Annotated in this window: 7 protein-coding genes; 6 read left to right on the top strand and 1 reads right to left on the bottom strand. The window is 67.5% G+C overall.

Features of this window, described 5'->3' with window-relative positions; genetic code table 11:
* Positions 1–389 precede the first annotated feature (389 nt).
* Positions 390–2,126, top strand: coding sequence for a HAMP domain-containing sensor histidine kinase (locus tag VF746_31525; GenBank protein ID HEX8696991.1), 1,737 nt, complete (start codon positions 390–392; stop codon positions 2,124–2,126).
* Positions 2,127–2,290: 164 nt separating this feature from the next.
* Positions 2,291–2,995 carry a response regulator transcription factor gene (locus VF746_31530; GenBank protein HEX8696992.1) on the top strand — a complete coding sequence of 235 codons (705 nt, stop codon included), beginning with the start codon at positions 2,291–2,293 and terminating at the stop codon, positions 2,993–2,995.
* Between the two features lie 1,485 nt (positions 2,996–4,480).
* On the opposite strand, the gene VF746_31535 is transcribed toward VF746_31530, so the two are convergent.
* Complete coding sequence (locus VF746_31535; protein HEX8696993.1) at positions 4,481–7,507, bottom strand: CHAT domain-containing protein; 3,027 nt, start codon at positions 7,505–7,507, stop codon at positions 4,481–4,483.
* A gap of 488 nt (positions 7,508–7,995) precedes the next feature.
* Between VF746_31535 and VF746_31540 the strand changes: the two genes are divergently transcribed.
* The 4 genes from VF746_31540 to glk all read left to right on the top strand — a co-directional run bounded on the left by VF746_31540 (position 7,996) and on the right by glk (position 15,066).
* Positions 7,996–10,743, top strand: a complete 2,748-nt coding sequence (locus VF746_31540; protein ID HEX8696994.1) for a DUF5916 domain-containing protein — start codon at positions 7,996–7,998, stop codon at positions 10,741–10,743.
* Positions 10,744–11,081: 338 nt separating this feature from the next.
* The gene (locus VF746_31545) at positions 11,082–12,023 is read left to right on the top strand and encodes a sulfurtransferase (protein ID HEX8696995.1); all 942 of its coding nucleotides are present in this window, start codon (positions 11,082–11,084) and stop codon (positions 12,021–12,023) included.
* On the top strand, positions 12,020–13,291 hold the full coding sequence (locus VF746_31550) for an aminotransferase class V-fold PLP-dependent enzyme (GenBank protein HEX8696996.1): 1,272 nt from the start codon (positions 12,020–12,022) through the stop codon (positions 13,289–13,291). The genes VF746_31545 and VF746_31550 overlap by 4 nt, the downstream gene beginning before the upstream one ends.
* 695 nt (positions 13,292–13,986) lie before the next feature.
* Positions 13,987–15,066, top strand: coding sequence for a glucokinase (glk, locus tag VF746_31555; GenBank protein ID HEX8696997.1), 1,080 nt, complete (start codon positions 13,987–13,989; stop codon positions 15,064–15,066).
* Positions 15,067–15,224 lie beyond the last annotated feature (158 nt).

A 15,224-nucleotide genomic window follows, 5' to 3' on the forward strand; every position in this document is an offset into this window, starting at 1 on the left:
CCCCATCGCCTCCCCGTCAACCGCTGTCACTCCCTGCGGGTGGGCGTTCGGCGGATGCGTCCGCCGGAGTGGCCCCCTCCCCCGCGCGGCCCCCGGCTGCTCGTTCCTCGCAGCCAGGGGGCGCGCTCCCCTCCCCCGCTGCGCGGTAGAGGGGAACACCTGGCTCTTCGAGTCGAGAAGGCGAACAGCGGTCCGCGGTTGGAGCCTCGCGGGGTTTGCGAGGCTTCCTGCCGTTGTTGCTGCGGCTTGAGCCGCCCGGCAACCCCGGCGACGCCCACATCTCGCACAAAACTCTTACAAACGGGCGTTGATCCGCCCGCCCTTCCGCCGGTATCCTTCCCGTGGGCCTCTCCGACGCCCTCCGTCCTTTTCGCCGACCTCCCGACCGAATGCGCCGCGCCGCCGCCAGCTTCCGCGCCCTCCTCCTGCACCGCCCCAACCGGCCGCTCGTGCTGCTGCTGGTGAGCCTGGGGCTGGCCGGCGCGGCCACCTTCGACGCCATGCGCGCGGTGCGCTCGAACCGGGCGATGGCGCGCGAGCTCCTCTCGGACTACGGGCAGTTCGCGGCGTGGAGCTACAGCCAGGCGCTCACGGCGGGGCTCGACAGCCTGGCGTGGCTCACGCTGGGGCCGGTGATGCACGAGCACCTGCACAACACCCCCGGCATTCCCCACCCGTCGGAGCTGGTGCACTCCCGGCGCTACGACGCGCGCTCCGGGACGCACGCGCCGTGGGCGTACCCGCCGTCGTTCTTCTTCGGCTACCGGGTGGGCTCCGACTCGCTGGAGACCGCGCGGAACGCCCTGGGCGACCCGCACCTGGGGTGGCGGGTGGACTCGCTCTCGGCGGTGCCGGCGGCGGACCGGGCGCTCGCCCGCGACACGGTGCTGGCCCACCTGCGCACTCGCTGGAGGCCCGGCTGGCGCTACGCGGTGTTCACGGCGGGCGGGGAGGAGGACCGCCGGCTGGTGGCGTACACGCTGATGCCCACCACCTGGGGCGACACCATCCTGTACGGGATGGTGATGGAGCGCGCGGACCTGCTGCGGGCGATGCGCGACGTCTTCGCGCGCCAGGCGCTGCTGCCGGCGGCGATCACGCGGGGGGTGCCGAAGGACTCGATGCTCTCGCTGGCGGTGGACGACGGGCGCGCGCCGGTGCGGGTCTCGGCCGGCGCGGCCGACTGGACTCTTCCCGCCGAGGAAGTGCTGCCGGCGTCGCTCGGGTCCCTGAGGGTGCGCGCGGCGGTGCGGCCGGAGCTGGCGCCGCTGCTGGCGGTGGGCGGGCTGCCGCGCTCGCGGGTGCCGCTGCTGCTGGGGGTGCTGGCGGTGGCGGCGGTGCTGTCGGTGGTGGCGGCGGGGCAGATCCGGCGCGAGGGCGAGCTGGCGCGGCTCAGGGCGGACTTCGTGGCGAGCGTCTCGCACGAGCTGCGGACTCCACTGGCGCAGGTGCGGCTCTTCGTGGAGACGCTGCTGCTGGGGCGCGCGGCCAGCGAGGAGCGGCGGCGCTGGGCGCTGGAGAACGTGGACCGCGAGACGATGCGGCTGGCCAACCTGGTGGAGAACGTCCTCCTCTTCTCGCGCTCGGGCCGCGCGGCCACGGCGCTGGCGCTCTCGCCGGCGGACCTGGGCGAGGAGGTGGCGCGGGCGGTGCGCGCCTTCGAGCCGCTGGCGGCGGTGCGGCGGGCGTCGCTAAAGCTGGAGATGGAGCCGGGCGTGGCGGCGAAGGTGCACGCGGAGAGCTTCCGGCAGGTGCTGGTGAACCTGCTGGACAACGCGGTGAAGTACGGCCCGCCGGGGCAGACGGTCACCGTGTCGCTGGCCGCGGAGGGCGGCTCGGCGCGGCTGGCGGTGACGGACCAGGGGCCGGGCGTGCCGGCGGCGGAGCGCGAGGCGGTCTGGCGCCCCTTCTTCCGCGGGGGCGCGACGGCGGTGCGGGCGGTGGGCGGCAGCGGGATCGGCCTCTCCGTGGTGCGCGACCTGGTGGCGCGCCACGGCGGCGAGGCGTGGGTGGAGGACGCCCCCGGCGGCGGCGCCCGCTTCGTCGTCCGCCTCCCGCGCGAAGGTGTGGCCGGGAGCGCCGCACCGGACGAGGCTCCCGTCGCCGCGCTGGCCGCGAAGGGGTGATGCCGGTCTCCGGCCTTCCGCGAGAACCAGTGGTCCGACAAACCACAACAGATGGACTCACACAGAGACACGGAGAAACAGAGAACTGCCCCCCAGTCTGTTCCTCTGTGTCTCTGTTTCTCCGTGTGAGTCCAAAAATCTTTTTTCCACCTCTCGTGCGATCGATGGCGAAGATCCTCATCATCGAGGACAGCGCGCCGCTGGCGGAGGGGCTGCGCTACAACCTGGCGCTGGAGGGCTACGCCGTCGAGCACGCCGAGGACGGCGAGGCGGGGCTCAGGCTGGCGCGGGAGTCGTCGCCCGACCTGGTGATCCTGGACCTGATGCTCCCCGGGATCGACGGCTACCAGGTGCTCCGGACGCTGCGCTCGGAGGGGTTCGCCGCACCGGTGCTGATCCTCTCGGCGCGCGGCGAGGAGGCCGACAAGGTGCGCGGCTTCCGGCTGGACGCCGACCAGTACGTGACCAAGCCCTTCGGCCTGCTGGAGCTGCTGGAGCGGGTGCGCTCGCTGCTGCGGCGCTCGCAGGGCCGCGGGGCGCCCGAGCCGGATTCCGCGCCGCCGACGGGGCGCGGCGCGCTGCGCTTCGGCGACGTGGTGGTGGACCGCGCCAGCCGGACGGTGACGCGCGCGGGGCGGCCGGTGCAGCTCACGCCCAAGGCGTACGAGCTGATGCTGGCCCTGGTGCGCCGCGGCGGCGCGGTGGCCACGCGAGTGGAACTGCTGCAGGAGGTGTGGGGCCACCGCGGCTTCGTGCTCACGCGCACGGTGGACTCGCACATCGCCGAGCTGCGCCGCAAGCTCAACGACCCCGCCGAGCCGCGCCACTTCCTCACCGTGTGGAAGGTGGGGTACCGGTTCCAGGAGTAGAGTTCATTCTGCGAGGGCGTTTACGAACCCTCACTACATACACGATCCTGAGAGCACACCGAAGTCGCGTCTGCCCAATAGCTTGTGCACCCAAAGGATAAGGTGGAGATTGTGCGTCTGTCAGACTCATATCACGCTCGAACCAACCCGCAGATCCTTCGTCGCTGCCCTGGGATTTCTCATATTGGCAGCATCCTGACGCGTGGACAGGTGTTCTTCGAGCATCCTTCTCAACTGTGATCAACATAGCAAAGACTACACTGTAAGCATGTTAATCTTACCGAATCCATTTAATCCATGAATCCAGACTACTCTGTACATCTGGTACCCCTTGGCCAAGCACCGAGATAATCGTCCTGAGCTTTAGGGAAACCTGTCTAAGGGTATTTTCCTCCCAATATCGTTCTTGAGCCGTCTGGGTCAGATACTCTGCAACCCACAGACCCACGAGGTGGGGTGGAACAGCAGAAAGATCGTGTACAATGACAGGGGTAGTTTCCGCTGATCTGCTGCTGAGTGGAGTGCGAGTTCCAAGAAGGAATGGGCCATCTCCACTGACTTGGCGGAATTGGCTTAGTAAAACCTGCGCTCGAGCGTAGTCATATATGGCCAACAGAGAATCGGCGTTAGGGTTTGCGATTCTCCGTCGCAGCGGCAGGTACATGATGTTTAGGTTTTCTGTCGACACATACCGCCTAAGCGCGTTTACACTAGCGATCTGGCGAAGGTACTCTGATATTGCGTTGAGGTATCGCTCCCGTGTTGCGGCGTTTGGCGGCACCCGCATAATAATATAACTATAGAGGCCAAACCCTGCTTCTTCGGTCTGGTTCGGTAAAAGATACGCTCTACCCGCAAGGCTGGAACCCATCAATTGTAGACTAGGCTGAACCACCTGTACAGTAATGACGCAGGTTCGAATAAGCCCGGCCCCGTCATCGTAAGCAACACGAGCTGAGAAACTACCGAGGCCGAGCCCGGAAAGTCTCCATATCGTTCCAGCAGTATCCGTCTCAAGTACCCCACCCGGAACACTCCAGTTGACCTGACTCGAAGCAGCTGCATCAGTATTATAAACGCGCAAACGAACGGTATCTCCCGCAGGCACGACTGGTCGGCTCACCGAACATACGAACGTCGGCGACTCTTGCACCGTGTCTCCGCTCAACTGCGGAATCACTTGTCCGGACAGGGGTATTCCGGCGAAGACGCAAGCCGCCAGAGCAACTATCGTTTGCATGATACGGCGATCCATTACTTTTCTCTCCGAGAAGAGGTGAGCCAACGGACCAGAATTCCGACCAAACCCACGGCTCCGACAACAACTACCGTTTCACTGACATTCAGCGGCGCGGATGGGTACAGGAAGTACCATGTGGTCCACACCAGCAGAGAGACCACAAAGACAATGATACCAAATCGTCCCAGCTCACGCATCACAACTCTCCTGTGACGGTTCAGCAGTGTCTGCCGCTACACAGAGATTCACGGAGCACCAACCAGCTGGAACCCAGCCCAAAAGAATGGATTCTGATACTCGGGTCGCGAGCGCGTATCCTCTTGAGCCTTTTGTAAGGCAGCGGAGTAGCTAACCTGCCCGGAAGCATCGAGCAAATGGGTATAAAACCTATCCAGAAGAAACATTGTCGCATCCTCACTAACACTCCAAAGACTCACTAGTACTCGACGGGCACCACGGGCAAGGAACGCCCTTTGAAAGCCCAGCGTTCCCTCTCCCAACGTAACCCTACCGAGACCGGTCTGACATGCGCTAAGAACTACGAGTTCTGCGCCTTCAAGTTGAAGGTGCGAATCGTCCAGGATCTCGCCCACTGAAAGTAAACCATCATTCACCGAGTCACGGGCTAGGACAACGAAAGACCGCCGAGAATCTTCAGCCGATCCATAGGCCACTCCATGCGTAGCTAAGTGGATCAGCCGGCCTGAAAGCATCCTTTGTCGAATGGTTGTCTCAGTTGCTACAGAATCGACCAACGCAGTCGTCCCAAGTCTCCGCGCCAGCGACTGGGCAGCGACGCGCGACATTCCGAGCGGATCAAAGGGGTCTCCAGATGTAGGATCGACCGGCATCTTCGGATCGGCAACAATCAAGGCAGGCCGTAAGGTGGCGCCTCCGTTTTGGTTCGTCAATCTCGGAGAAGCAACTGATAGCAGCGATAGTGACGGGCTATACCTTATCGCAAATCGGATACCCAGTGGCACTCCCACCGGGTCAGAAGGAAGTGCTGCGAATGGAAGCATGGATAGCACGCCGTGAGGAATAATCACGATGTCGGTGTAAGAGTGTAAACTATCAAGTACATCTTCAGGTAAAAGAATATCGGTAAGACGCTTTCCCACCGAGTCCGCGGCTTCCATGCTGTTTTCCGTGTTCGCCCTTTCAGCAATGCGGCTACCATCTGGCAATCCGAGTGTTTGGGGTGAGTCCGCGTATAGCAAACGCCTAAACTCGATAATCAGTCGAATAAGCTCGGCTGTGGTTACAGATTGTTTATACACCCGGACTGCTTTCGACGGCAGAACGAGCCATGTAATGAGTGTATCAACCGGCGTAAGTAGATAATATACAGCAGCCGAACGAGAACGCACGAGAGGAGCAATCAGTGCATCGGCTCGTTGGCCCAGATCTGCACCGGCGACTGTATCGAAAAGCAAGAATTCAGGCACCGATGCGACATTGCGGAGCTCATCGAGCAACGCTTGTGATTTTCCGCGGTCCGCAGCCGCTAACGACATGTGAGCCGCACCCGGTCCGGCGAGAGCAAGGATAGCAAGCGGCCACATCGTTGCGACTGAGATGTACTGCTCTGAATGCCAGGTTCTGTTGGATTCGCTCCCGGCGTGGGTTCGCATAGCCGCTGACAATGCGGTCGCAGAATCATAATAGGCTACAGCGGTTCGAAGGTTGCGGGGCGATAGGGCCCGTCCCTGATGAGAAGTAAAAGCAATGTTTGCCAAGGCGCGGATCTCAGCAGGTCTCGCATGAAACGAGCGTGCTAACGCGCGCGCACGGAAAAAGTAAGTCAGAGCGGAATCGGGCTTGCCGACGACATCCATCAGGCCTCCATAGTTGTTCCATATCATCGCCAGATCACTAGAATCCGATTCGATCTGGATCGCCTCTCTCAAGTAGGCAATGGCTGAATCGGGCATACTCTCATCTTTGAAGACCAATGCCAACGCTACAAGAGTGCCCACTTGATTCCCATCATTGAGAGCCTGCTGAACCTCAAGTGCCATCTTGAGGTAAGTACGAGCGGAATCCGTATTAACGTCGCTGTAGACAGCTCCCAGTCCAGAGAGCGCAAGACCAACCCCTACTCTGTCATGCACCGCGCGCAGCTTCGGAAGAGCCTGCCTGTAGATCGCAATCGCAGAATCAGGCCTCCCAAGTAAGCTGTAGGTATTCGCAATGTTGATCATCACCTGCCCATCATAAAAGCCCCCACCGGTGCGCCGCCGCATTTCTAACTGTTCCGCGTAGTATATAAGGGCTGAATCCGGATGGCCGACACTCCCGTAAAAGCGCCCGGTTGCCCCGAGTGCACTGTCGAGGCCGTCCGAGTCTCGGCTGCCACGAAGTACATTGAGAGCGCGCCTAAAGTAGAGAGATGCAGAATCAATTTGGGATAAATTGCGAAATGTATTTGCGATCGCCACCATTGCTCGTCCGGTACCTGGCGACCCTGGTGCCCGTGCTTCAAGCAGTGCTAGTGCCGCCCTGAAGAAGTCCATCGCCTCACTGTACCGGCCAAGCCATTGATTGTAGTTCCCAAGATCGCCCAGAACACGGATTATTCCATTTGTATCAGCTTGAGCCGTACTTAGCTGATAAGCTCGGCGAAAGTAAGCAACAGCACTATCACCTTGTCCTGCTGCTAACGACACGCGTGCGAGCGCCAGCAACGTTGTAAATTGATCCTCGTACAAGTTGAGATTACGAACAACGTTCAGTGCTCGGCGAAAGTAAACCAGGGTTGAGTCCCACTGATCGCGGCGCTCAAAGACAGTCCCAACTGCAAATAGGCTTGCCCCCTGAGCCTCTTTCCACCCAGCCTCGGTGGCACGTGCGAGAGCACGCCGGTAATACACTTCTGCGCTATCGGTCTGGTGAAAGTCGAAGAAAAGTGAGGCAATAAGGTAGACACTCTGGTAGCTCGTGAGGCTGTCACCTGAACTGTCTGCCAGCATGAGAGCGAGGCGGTAGTACTTAAGCGCTGAATCCGGAAGCGCTATGTCTGCGAAGAGTTGGCCCAAATGCAAGCGTAGCTTCAAAATTCGAGAATTTTCGCCGTTCAGGGTTGCGGTTTTTAGCTCGGTCCGGAGGCGCGAAATCATCCTCTGCAAGCTATCTTGCGCTAGTCCTTCTATTACATGAAGACGCTCAATATCTGAACCACTCGACTCACCGACGTACGCACTTGCTGCCGCACGAGTGGTCAGCATTCCACTAACACCGAGGATGACGACAGCGTAGCGGGCGAGGGACATCGGACACCTCCGAATGGTAGTGATTATAGAGCGCCGCCAAAACTAGACCTTTGCTATTCCTCGTTGCGCCGTTCGAGATCTCCAGGCGGCGGTTAACTAACGCGATTCTCACACCGGGGCTTCGAAGCCGGTACTCAGATCTCGATGTAAGCCCCTACGACCTCATACTTGGCACACCCAAACCAGGTCACGTCCGTATGGGTAAAACCCGGCGAGCGAGATGTCAACGCCGGAGGAAACAGCACGAGAACATTCAACGCGTGGCTCGTGTCGCACACCCTATTCCTGTTTTCATTTCGTATGCTGGTCAAACTCCGGACTAGCAAACATTACGACGGCCCGCGACCTTTCCCGACCTTCACCACACATTCTTCACAACTCCCCCACACAACTCGCAAGGAAGCTGAACGCGGGCGCCAACACTGAGGCGCTCGCGAAGCGCATCGTTGTCGGGAGACGGTCGATTCCCACCCACCGCGAGCATTCCGATGCGACTGCGAACCATAGCCTTCCTCGCCGCGGCGCTCCTGGCCGCGCCCGCCGCGCTCCCCGCGCAGCACAACCACGGCGCCGCCGCGCCCGCCGCCACCCCGGGCGCGGCGCCGCCCGCCACCTCGACGCTTCCCACGCCCGCGCTCCGCGCCGCCGCCGCGTCGGGGGCCGTCCACATCGACGGTCGGCTGGACGAGGCGGCGTGGGCGGCGGCCGAGCCGGCGGGCGGCTTCGTGCAGCAGCGGCCGAGCCCCGGCGCGCCGGCCACCGAGCGCACCGAGGTGCGCGTGCTCTACACGGCCGACGCCATCCTGGTGGGCGCGCGGATGTTCGACGCCCGCCCCGACTCCATCGTGGCCCAGCTCGCCCGGCGCGACGCCGCGCCGTACTCCGACTGGTTCCACGTGGTGATCGACGGCTACCGCGACCGGAGGAGCGGCTTCCGCTTCGCCGTGAACCCGCGCGGCGTCAAGCGCGACGCCGCCCTCTTCAACGACGCCGGCGAGGACGCCGGGTGGGACGCGGTGTGGGACGTGGCCACCGCGGTCGACTCGGCCGGGTGGACGGCGGAGCTGCGCATCCCCCTCTCGCAGCTGCGCTACACGCGCGGCGCCCAGGGCGGCGAGGCGGCGTGGGGGATCAACTTCGTGCGCGACCTGGCCCGGCGCGACGAGCGCTCCACCTGGTCGCCGATCCCCGTCAACTACCCCGGCTTCGTCTCGCGCGCGGGCGACCTGCGCGGGCTCGCCGGCCTCGGCAGCCCGCGCCGCGTCGAGATCCAGCCGTACGCCAGCTCGCGCCTCACCCGCGCGCCGGGCGACGGCGCGAACCCCTTCTACAGCGCCAACCAGGTGGACGGCTCGTTCGGCGCCGACCTGAAGCTGGGGATCACCCCCTCGCTCACGCTCACCGCCACGGTGAACCCGGATTTCGGGCAGGTGGAGCAGGACCCGGCGGTGGTGAACCTCACCGCGTTCGAGACCTTCCTCCCCGAGCAGCGGCCGTTCTTCGTGGAGGGCACCGACGCCTTCCGCTTCGGCAACCTGCGCAGCTACGCCACCTACGGGTCCACCACCTTCTTCTACTCGCGCCGCATCGGCCGCACGCCGCAGCGCTTCGTCGCGGCCGGGCCGGGGGCGTTCGTGGACGTGCCCGACCAGTCCACCATCCTGGCCGCCGGGAAGCTCTCCGGGCGGGTGGCCGGGTGGAGCCTGGGGGTGATGGACGCCGTCACCGCCGAGGAGCGGGCGCGCTTCCGCACCGCGGCCGACCGCGACAGCACCAGCGCCGTGGAGCCGCGCAGCAACTACTTCGTGGGCCGGCTGCGGCGCGACCTGCGCGGCGGGCGCACGGCCGTCGGCGCCCTGCTGACGGCGGCGCACCGGGACCTGGGCGGCGCGGAGCTGGACGGGGTGCTGCGCTCGCGCGCCTTCGTCTACGGCGTGGACGGCGAGCACTCGTGGGCCAACCGCGAGTGGGTGCTGAGCGGCTACTGGGCGGCCAGCCGCATCGACGGCCACCCGGGCGTGATCGCCGCCGCGCAGACCGGCAGCGCGCGCTACTACCAGCGCCCCGACGCCGACTACCTGGAGCCGCGGGCCGACCTGACGTCGCTCGGCGGGCACGTGGCGGCGCTCTCGCTCTCGAACAACGGGCCGGTGCACGGCTCGCTCACCTACCAGGAAGTGAGCCCGGGGTGGGAGCCGAACGACCTGGGCTTCCAGACGCGCACCGACCTGCGGGCGCTCTCGGGGCACCTGGGGCGCTACCACAACCAGCCGGGCGGCGTCTTCCGCAGCTACTACACGCACCTGACGGCGCAGCAGGCGTGGAACTTCGGGGGCGACGCCATCTGGCGCGACGCCAACCTGAACGCCGGCGCCACCTTCCGGAACCTGTGGAGCATCGGCACGCTGCTGAGCTTCCGCCCCGGGCGCAGCGACGACCGGCTCACGCGCGGCGGCCCCGTCGTCGAGGTGCCGGCGCAGTGGGACGTGCAGGTCTTCGGCAACACCGACCCGCGCCGGCCGGTCGTCGGCTCCTGGCACGCGATCCTGAACCGCGACGGGTCGGGGAAGTCGCAGCGCTCGCTCTACCTCGGAGTCGATTTCCGGCCGACGTCGTCGGTGCAGCTCTCCTTCAGCCCCGAGGCGCACCGCTTCCACGCCACCGACCAGTGGGTCACCACGCGCACGGACGCGACCGCGGACGCCACCTTCGGCCGGCGCTACGTCTTCGCCGACCTCGACCAGACCACGGTGGCGCTGGGGACGCGGCTCAACTGGACCTTCACGCCCACGCTCAGCCTGCAGCTTTACGCGCGCCCCTTCCTCTCCTCCGGCGGCTTCGGCGGCTACAAGGAGCTCGCCGCGCCGCGCACCTTCGACTTCGCCCGCTACGGCGACGACCGCGGCACGCTCGCGCGGCTGGTGGGGGCGGAGGCCTGCGCCCCGGTCTACGGCTCGCGCGCGAGCGCCGAGAGCGTGTGCTGGGAGGCGGACCCGGACGCGGCGGGCCCGGCGGCGGCGTTCCGCTTCGGGGAGCCGAGCTTCACGCAGCGCTCGCTGCGCGGCAGCGCGGTGCTGCGCTGGGAGTACCGGCCGGGCTCCACGCTCTTCTTCGTCTGGCAGCAGCAGCGGAGCGGGAGCACCCCGGACGGCGAGTTCGACCTGAACACGGACCTGTTCCGCGACCCCGCGCGCAACGTCTTCCTGGTCAAGGCGACGTACTGGATCGGGAGATAGTGCGAAGTGCGAAGTGCGAAGTGCGAAGTGCGAAGTGCGAGTGAAGTGCGTGAGTGCGTGAGTGCGCTCGCAGATGTACGCCCCTGCACTCGCCATTCGCAACGATGTCATCCTGAGGGCGCACGCACCGAAGCCGCGTCTGCACAGGAGGCTGTGCGCCCGAAGGATCTGCGGGTGGGGATTCGCACGTCTGCCGGGCTCACGCTCGCACCCGGCCCGCAGATCCTTCGTCGCCGCCCGGCATCCGTCACTCCGCAGGTTCCGCGCGGCGGCTCCTCAGGATGACAAAACCGCGAGGATGCGATTCGTAGACGACAGCCACGAACAAGGAGATCCCGATGCTCTCGTGTACCGCTCTTCTGCTGGCCCTGGCCGTCGCGCCGCACGCCGACGCGTCCGCCTTCTCCCGTGTCGACCCCGCGTGCGAAGAGCCGCAGGCGCAGGCGGAGATGCTGGTCTCCACCGCGTGGCTGGCGCGCCACGCGGACGACCCGGACCTGGTGATCCTGCACGTCGGCGACGGCCGCGCGGAGTACGACCGCGGGCACGTCCCCGGCGCGCGGCTGCTCCTCTGGAGCGACTTCGTCACCGACGAGGGCGGCGCGAGCGCGGAGCTCCCCTCGCCGCGGCAGGTGGAGGCGGCGTTCGAGGCGGCGGGGGTGTCGGACGGCTCACGCGTGGTGATCTACGGCCACCCGATCGCCGCGGCGCGCGCGTGGGCCACGCTCGACTGGCTGGGCCACGGCGGCCACGCGTCGGTGCTGGACGGGGGACTGGAGGTCTGGCGCGCGGAGGGGCGGCCGGTGAGCCGCGAGGCGCCGCGCCCGCGCCGGGGCTCGCTCACCGCGCGCGTGCGGCCGGAGCGCTTCGTCGACGCCGACTGGGTGCGCAGCCACCTGGGCGACCCGCGGCACGCGCTGGTGGACGCGCGGCCCGCGGCGGAGTTCACGGGCGGCGACGGCGGGCACGGGGGGATGCACGCCGCGGGGCACATCCCCGGCGCGCGCAACCTGTACTGGGAGGAGCTGATCGTCTCCCGCGACCGCCCCGCCTTCCGCGGCCGCGACGAGCTGCGCGCGCTCTTCCGCCGCGCGGGCGCCGACCCGGGCGACACCGTCGTCACCTACTGCATGGTGGGGATGCGCGCCAGCGTCACCTACTTCGTCGCCCGCCTCCTCGGCTACGAGACCCGGTTCTACGACGGCTCGTGGGTGGACTGGAGCCGGCGCGGCCTCCCCGTCGAGTCCGGCGCCGGCGCGCGCGCGGAGGGGCGGCGATGACGCTCACCCGGCGCGGCTTCGTCGCGCGGCTGGGGGCGGCGGCCGCAGCCGCCGCCCTCCCGCCGGAGCTCGCCGCCTCGACCGATCTTCGTCTCCCCGCGGACGGCGGCCGCGACTTCTGGCGGACGCTGCGCGGCGAGTTCCTGATCCCGCGCGACGAGGCCTTCTTCAACGCGGGGACGCTGGGCGCCAGCCCGCGCGCCGTGCTCCAGGCCGTGGTCGACCACATGACGCACGTGGAGCGCGACCTGGCGCACTGGGACTACCACCCAGACCACGAGCGCTTCTACACCGGCTACTACCCGGAGCTGCCGCTGCGCGCGAAGCTCGGCCAGGTGATCGGCGCCGGCGCGGACGAGGTCGCGCTCACCGCGAACGCCACCATGGGGATGAACCTGGTGGCGAACGGGCTGGAGCTGGAGCCCGGCGGCGAGGTGCTGGCCACGGAGGGCGCGCACGTGGGCTGCCGCACCGGGTGGGAGCTGCGCGGGAAGCGCCACGGCGTGGGGCTGCGCTGGCTGAAGCCGCCGGCCGAGGTCTCGTCTCCCGCAGAGCTGATCGACCTGTACGAGCGGGGGACGACGCCCGCGACGCGCGTGTGGGTGATCGAGCACCTGACCAGCGCCACGGGCGTGCTCTACCCGGTCCACGAGTTGTGCCGGCGGGCGCGCGAGCGCGGGATCTTCACCGTGGTGGACGGCGCGCAGACGGCCGGGCACCTGGTGGTGGACGTGCGCGCGATGGGGTGCGACGCCTTCTACTCGTCGCCGCACAAGTGGCTGCTGGCGCCGGTGGGGACGGGGTTCCTGTACGTGCGCCGCGAGTCCCTGCCGCGGCTGTGGACCACGCTGGCCAGCGAGCACTGGGACGACCAGGCCGGCGGCGCCTTCCGCCTGATGCAGCAGGGGACGGCCAACCTGTCGCTGTGGAAGGGGGTGGAGAAGGCCGTCGACTTCCACCTGGCGCTGGGACCGGCGCGGGTGCAGGCGCGCGCGTTGGAGCTGGCCGGCCGCCTGCGCGCGGGGCTCGCCGACGTCCCCCGCGTCCGCGTCACCTCGCCGACGCACCCGGAGATGCTCACGGGCACCACGCTCTGGCAGGTGGAGGGCCTCACCGGGCGGCAGCTGCAGGACCGCCTGTGGGAGACAGCGAAGGTGCGCGTGCGCACGCAGGGACCCACGGTGCGCCAGTGCTGCCACGTCTACAACCTGGAGCACGAGGTCGACCGCACGCTCGATGCGGCGCGGCGGATCGCCCGGGCGGCGTGAGGCCGCCTCGCAGCTCCGCCTCCGCCGGACGGATCATCCGCCGGCGGAGCAACCATCCATCGAAAGGAGAGCCGGATGCAGGTGAAGACGAAGCTCGCCGCGGGACAGGGCGGCACGATCGACCCCGACGGCAGGCCCTGAGAGGAGGACGCCATGCGGATGACGACGGCGGTCCACGCCGGCCAGGGATCGATGATCGACCCGAACGGCGCACCCTGAGCCAGGGAGGAGACATGCAGGCGAAGACGGCGGTCCGGGCCGGAAAGGGCTCGTCGCTCGACCCGAACGGCAACCCCTGACCACGAGGAGAAAACGATGCCGGTGACCACGCGAGTGCGCGCCGCGGGCGGCGGCTGCGTCGACCCGAGCGGCAATCCCTGACCACGAGGAGGAAGAATGCCAGTGACCACACGGGTCCGCGCCGCAGGCGGCGGCTGCGTCGACCCCCTCGGCACGCCCTGAGCGACGTTGTCCCCGCGCCGTCACTCCCGCCGGCGCGGGGACGAATCGAAGCACGGTTGAGCACGGCGAGCCGGCTTCCACCCAAAGGGTTGCGGAGCCGGTTTGCCGCGCTTATTCTGCCTTCCACGTTTGTCAAGAAATATGACAAATAGCCGGAGCCGCGCTTCGCCGCCCTTCCGCGGAGCGCCGGCCGGTCCCGCTCATCCCCGTCCACTCCAACGACTTCCGCTCTCTTGGCCCCTCCCGGCCCGCCCCACCTTTCCACCTACGAGCCCGGCGCGGCCGCACGCACCGCCCCCGCGTCCGGCGCGGCGGGAGAGGGGCTGCTGCTGGCCGGCGACATCGGCGGCACCAAGACGGTGCTGGCCCTGGTGGCCGAGAGCGGGGGCGCCGCCGAGGTGGTGGCCGAAGCCACCTTCCCGAGCCGGGAGTACGCCACCCTCGAGACCGTGGCCGCCGCCTTCCGCGCCGCGCACCCGGCCCCGGTGGGCCGCGCCGCCTTCAGCGTGGCGGGGCCGGTGATCGGCGGGCAGGCGTGCATCACCAATCTCCCCTGGTGCCTGGACGAGCGGCGGCTGGCCGAGAGCCTGGGCGTGGGGCAGGTGCTGCTGGTGAACGACCTGCAGGCCACCGCCTACGCCGTCCCCCACCTGCGCCCCGACCAGGTGACGCGGCTGCTGGGCGGCGAGGGCGACCCCGCCGGCGCGCGCGCGGTGGTGGCCGTGGGCACCGGCCTGGGCGAGGCCATCCTGGTCCCGGTGCCCAACGGCTTCCGGGCGCTCCCCACCGAGGGCGGGCACACCGACTTCGCGCCGCAGGGGGCGCTGCAGCGGCGGCTCCTCGCGCACCTCGAGCGCCTGCACGAGCACGTGAGCTACGAGCGGGTGTGCTCGGGGCTGGGGATCGCCACGCTGTACCGCTTCCTGGCCGGGCGCCCCGGAGCGCCGCCGCCGCCCGCCTGGCTGGCCGCGCGCCTGGCCGCGGGCGGCGACGTGACGCCGGCGCTGGTGGAGGCGGGGCTCTCCCGGGAGCGGGGGTGCCCCGTCTGCCGGCGCACGCTCGGCCTGCTGGCCGCCATCCTGGGCGCCGAGGCCGGCAACGCGGCGCTGCGCTCGCTCGCCACCGGCGGGGTGTACCTGGGCGGCGGCATCCCGCCGCGCATCGTCCCCGTGCTGCGCGGCCGCGCCTTCCGCGAGGGCTTCCTGCGCAAGGGCCCGATGTCGCGGCTGATGGCCGCCATCCCCGTGCACGTGATCCTGGAGCCGCGCGCCGCGTTGCTGGGGGCGGCGCGGTACGGGATGGCGATGGCCTGAACCCAGTGCGAAGTGCGAAGTGCGAGGTGCGAAGTGCTCGGGACGTGGAGACCTTTGGAGGACCGACACCGGGTCCGGATGAACGGCGGGTGATCGGAGACGGCGTCAGGCATCTGCTCGACTCGCCACCCACCAGAGCCGTCGAGTAGATCCCTCGG

The organism is Longimicrobium sp., from assembly GCA_036389795.1.
Classification (GTDB): Bacteria; Gemmatimonadota; Gemmatimonadetes; order Longimicrobiales; family Longimicrobiaceae; genus Longimicrobium.

What these genes read in the sequence shown, in the direction of transcription:
- VF746_31525 (HEX8696991.1), top strand. Translation starts at nt 390, where the DNA reads ATGCGCCGCGCCGCCGCCAGCTTCCGCGCCCTCCTCCTGCACCGCCCC.
- VF746_31545 (HEX8696995.1), top strand. Translation starts at nt 11,082, where the DNA reads ATGCTCTCGTGTACCGCTCTTCTGCTGGCCCTGGCCGTCGCGCCGCAC.
- VF746_31535 (HEX8696993.1), bottom strand. Translation starts at nt 7,507, where the DNA reads ATGTCCCTCGCCCGCTACGCTGTCGTCATCCTCGGTGTTAGTGGAATG.
- VF746_31540 (HEX8696994.1), top strand. Translation starts at nt 7,996, where the DNA reads ATGCGACTGCGAACCATAGCCTTCCTCGCCGCGGCGCTCCTGGCCGCG.
- VF746_31530 (HEX8696992.1), top strand. Translation starts at nt 2,291, where the DNA reads ATGGCGAAGATCCTCATCATCGAGGACAGCGCGCCGCTGGCGGAGGGG.
- VF746_31550 (HEX8696996.1), top strand. Translation starts at nt 12,020, where the DNA reads ATGACGCTCACCCGGCGCGGCTTCGTCGCGCGGCTGGGGGCGGCGGCC.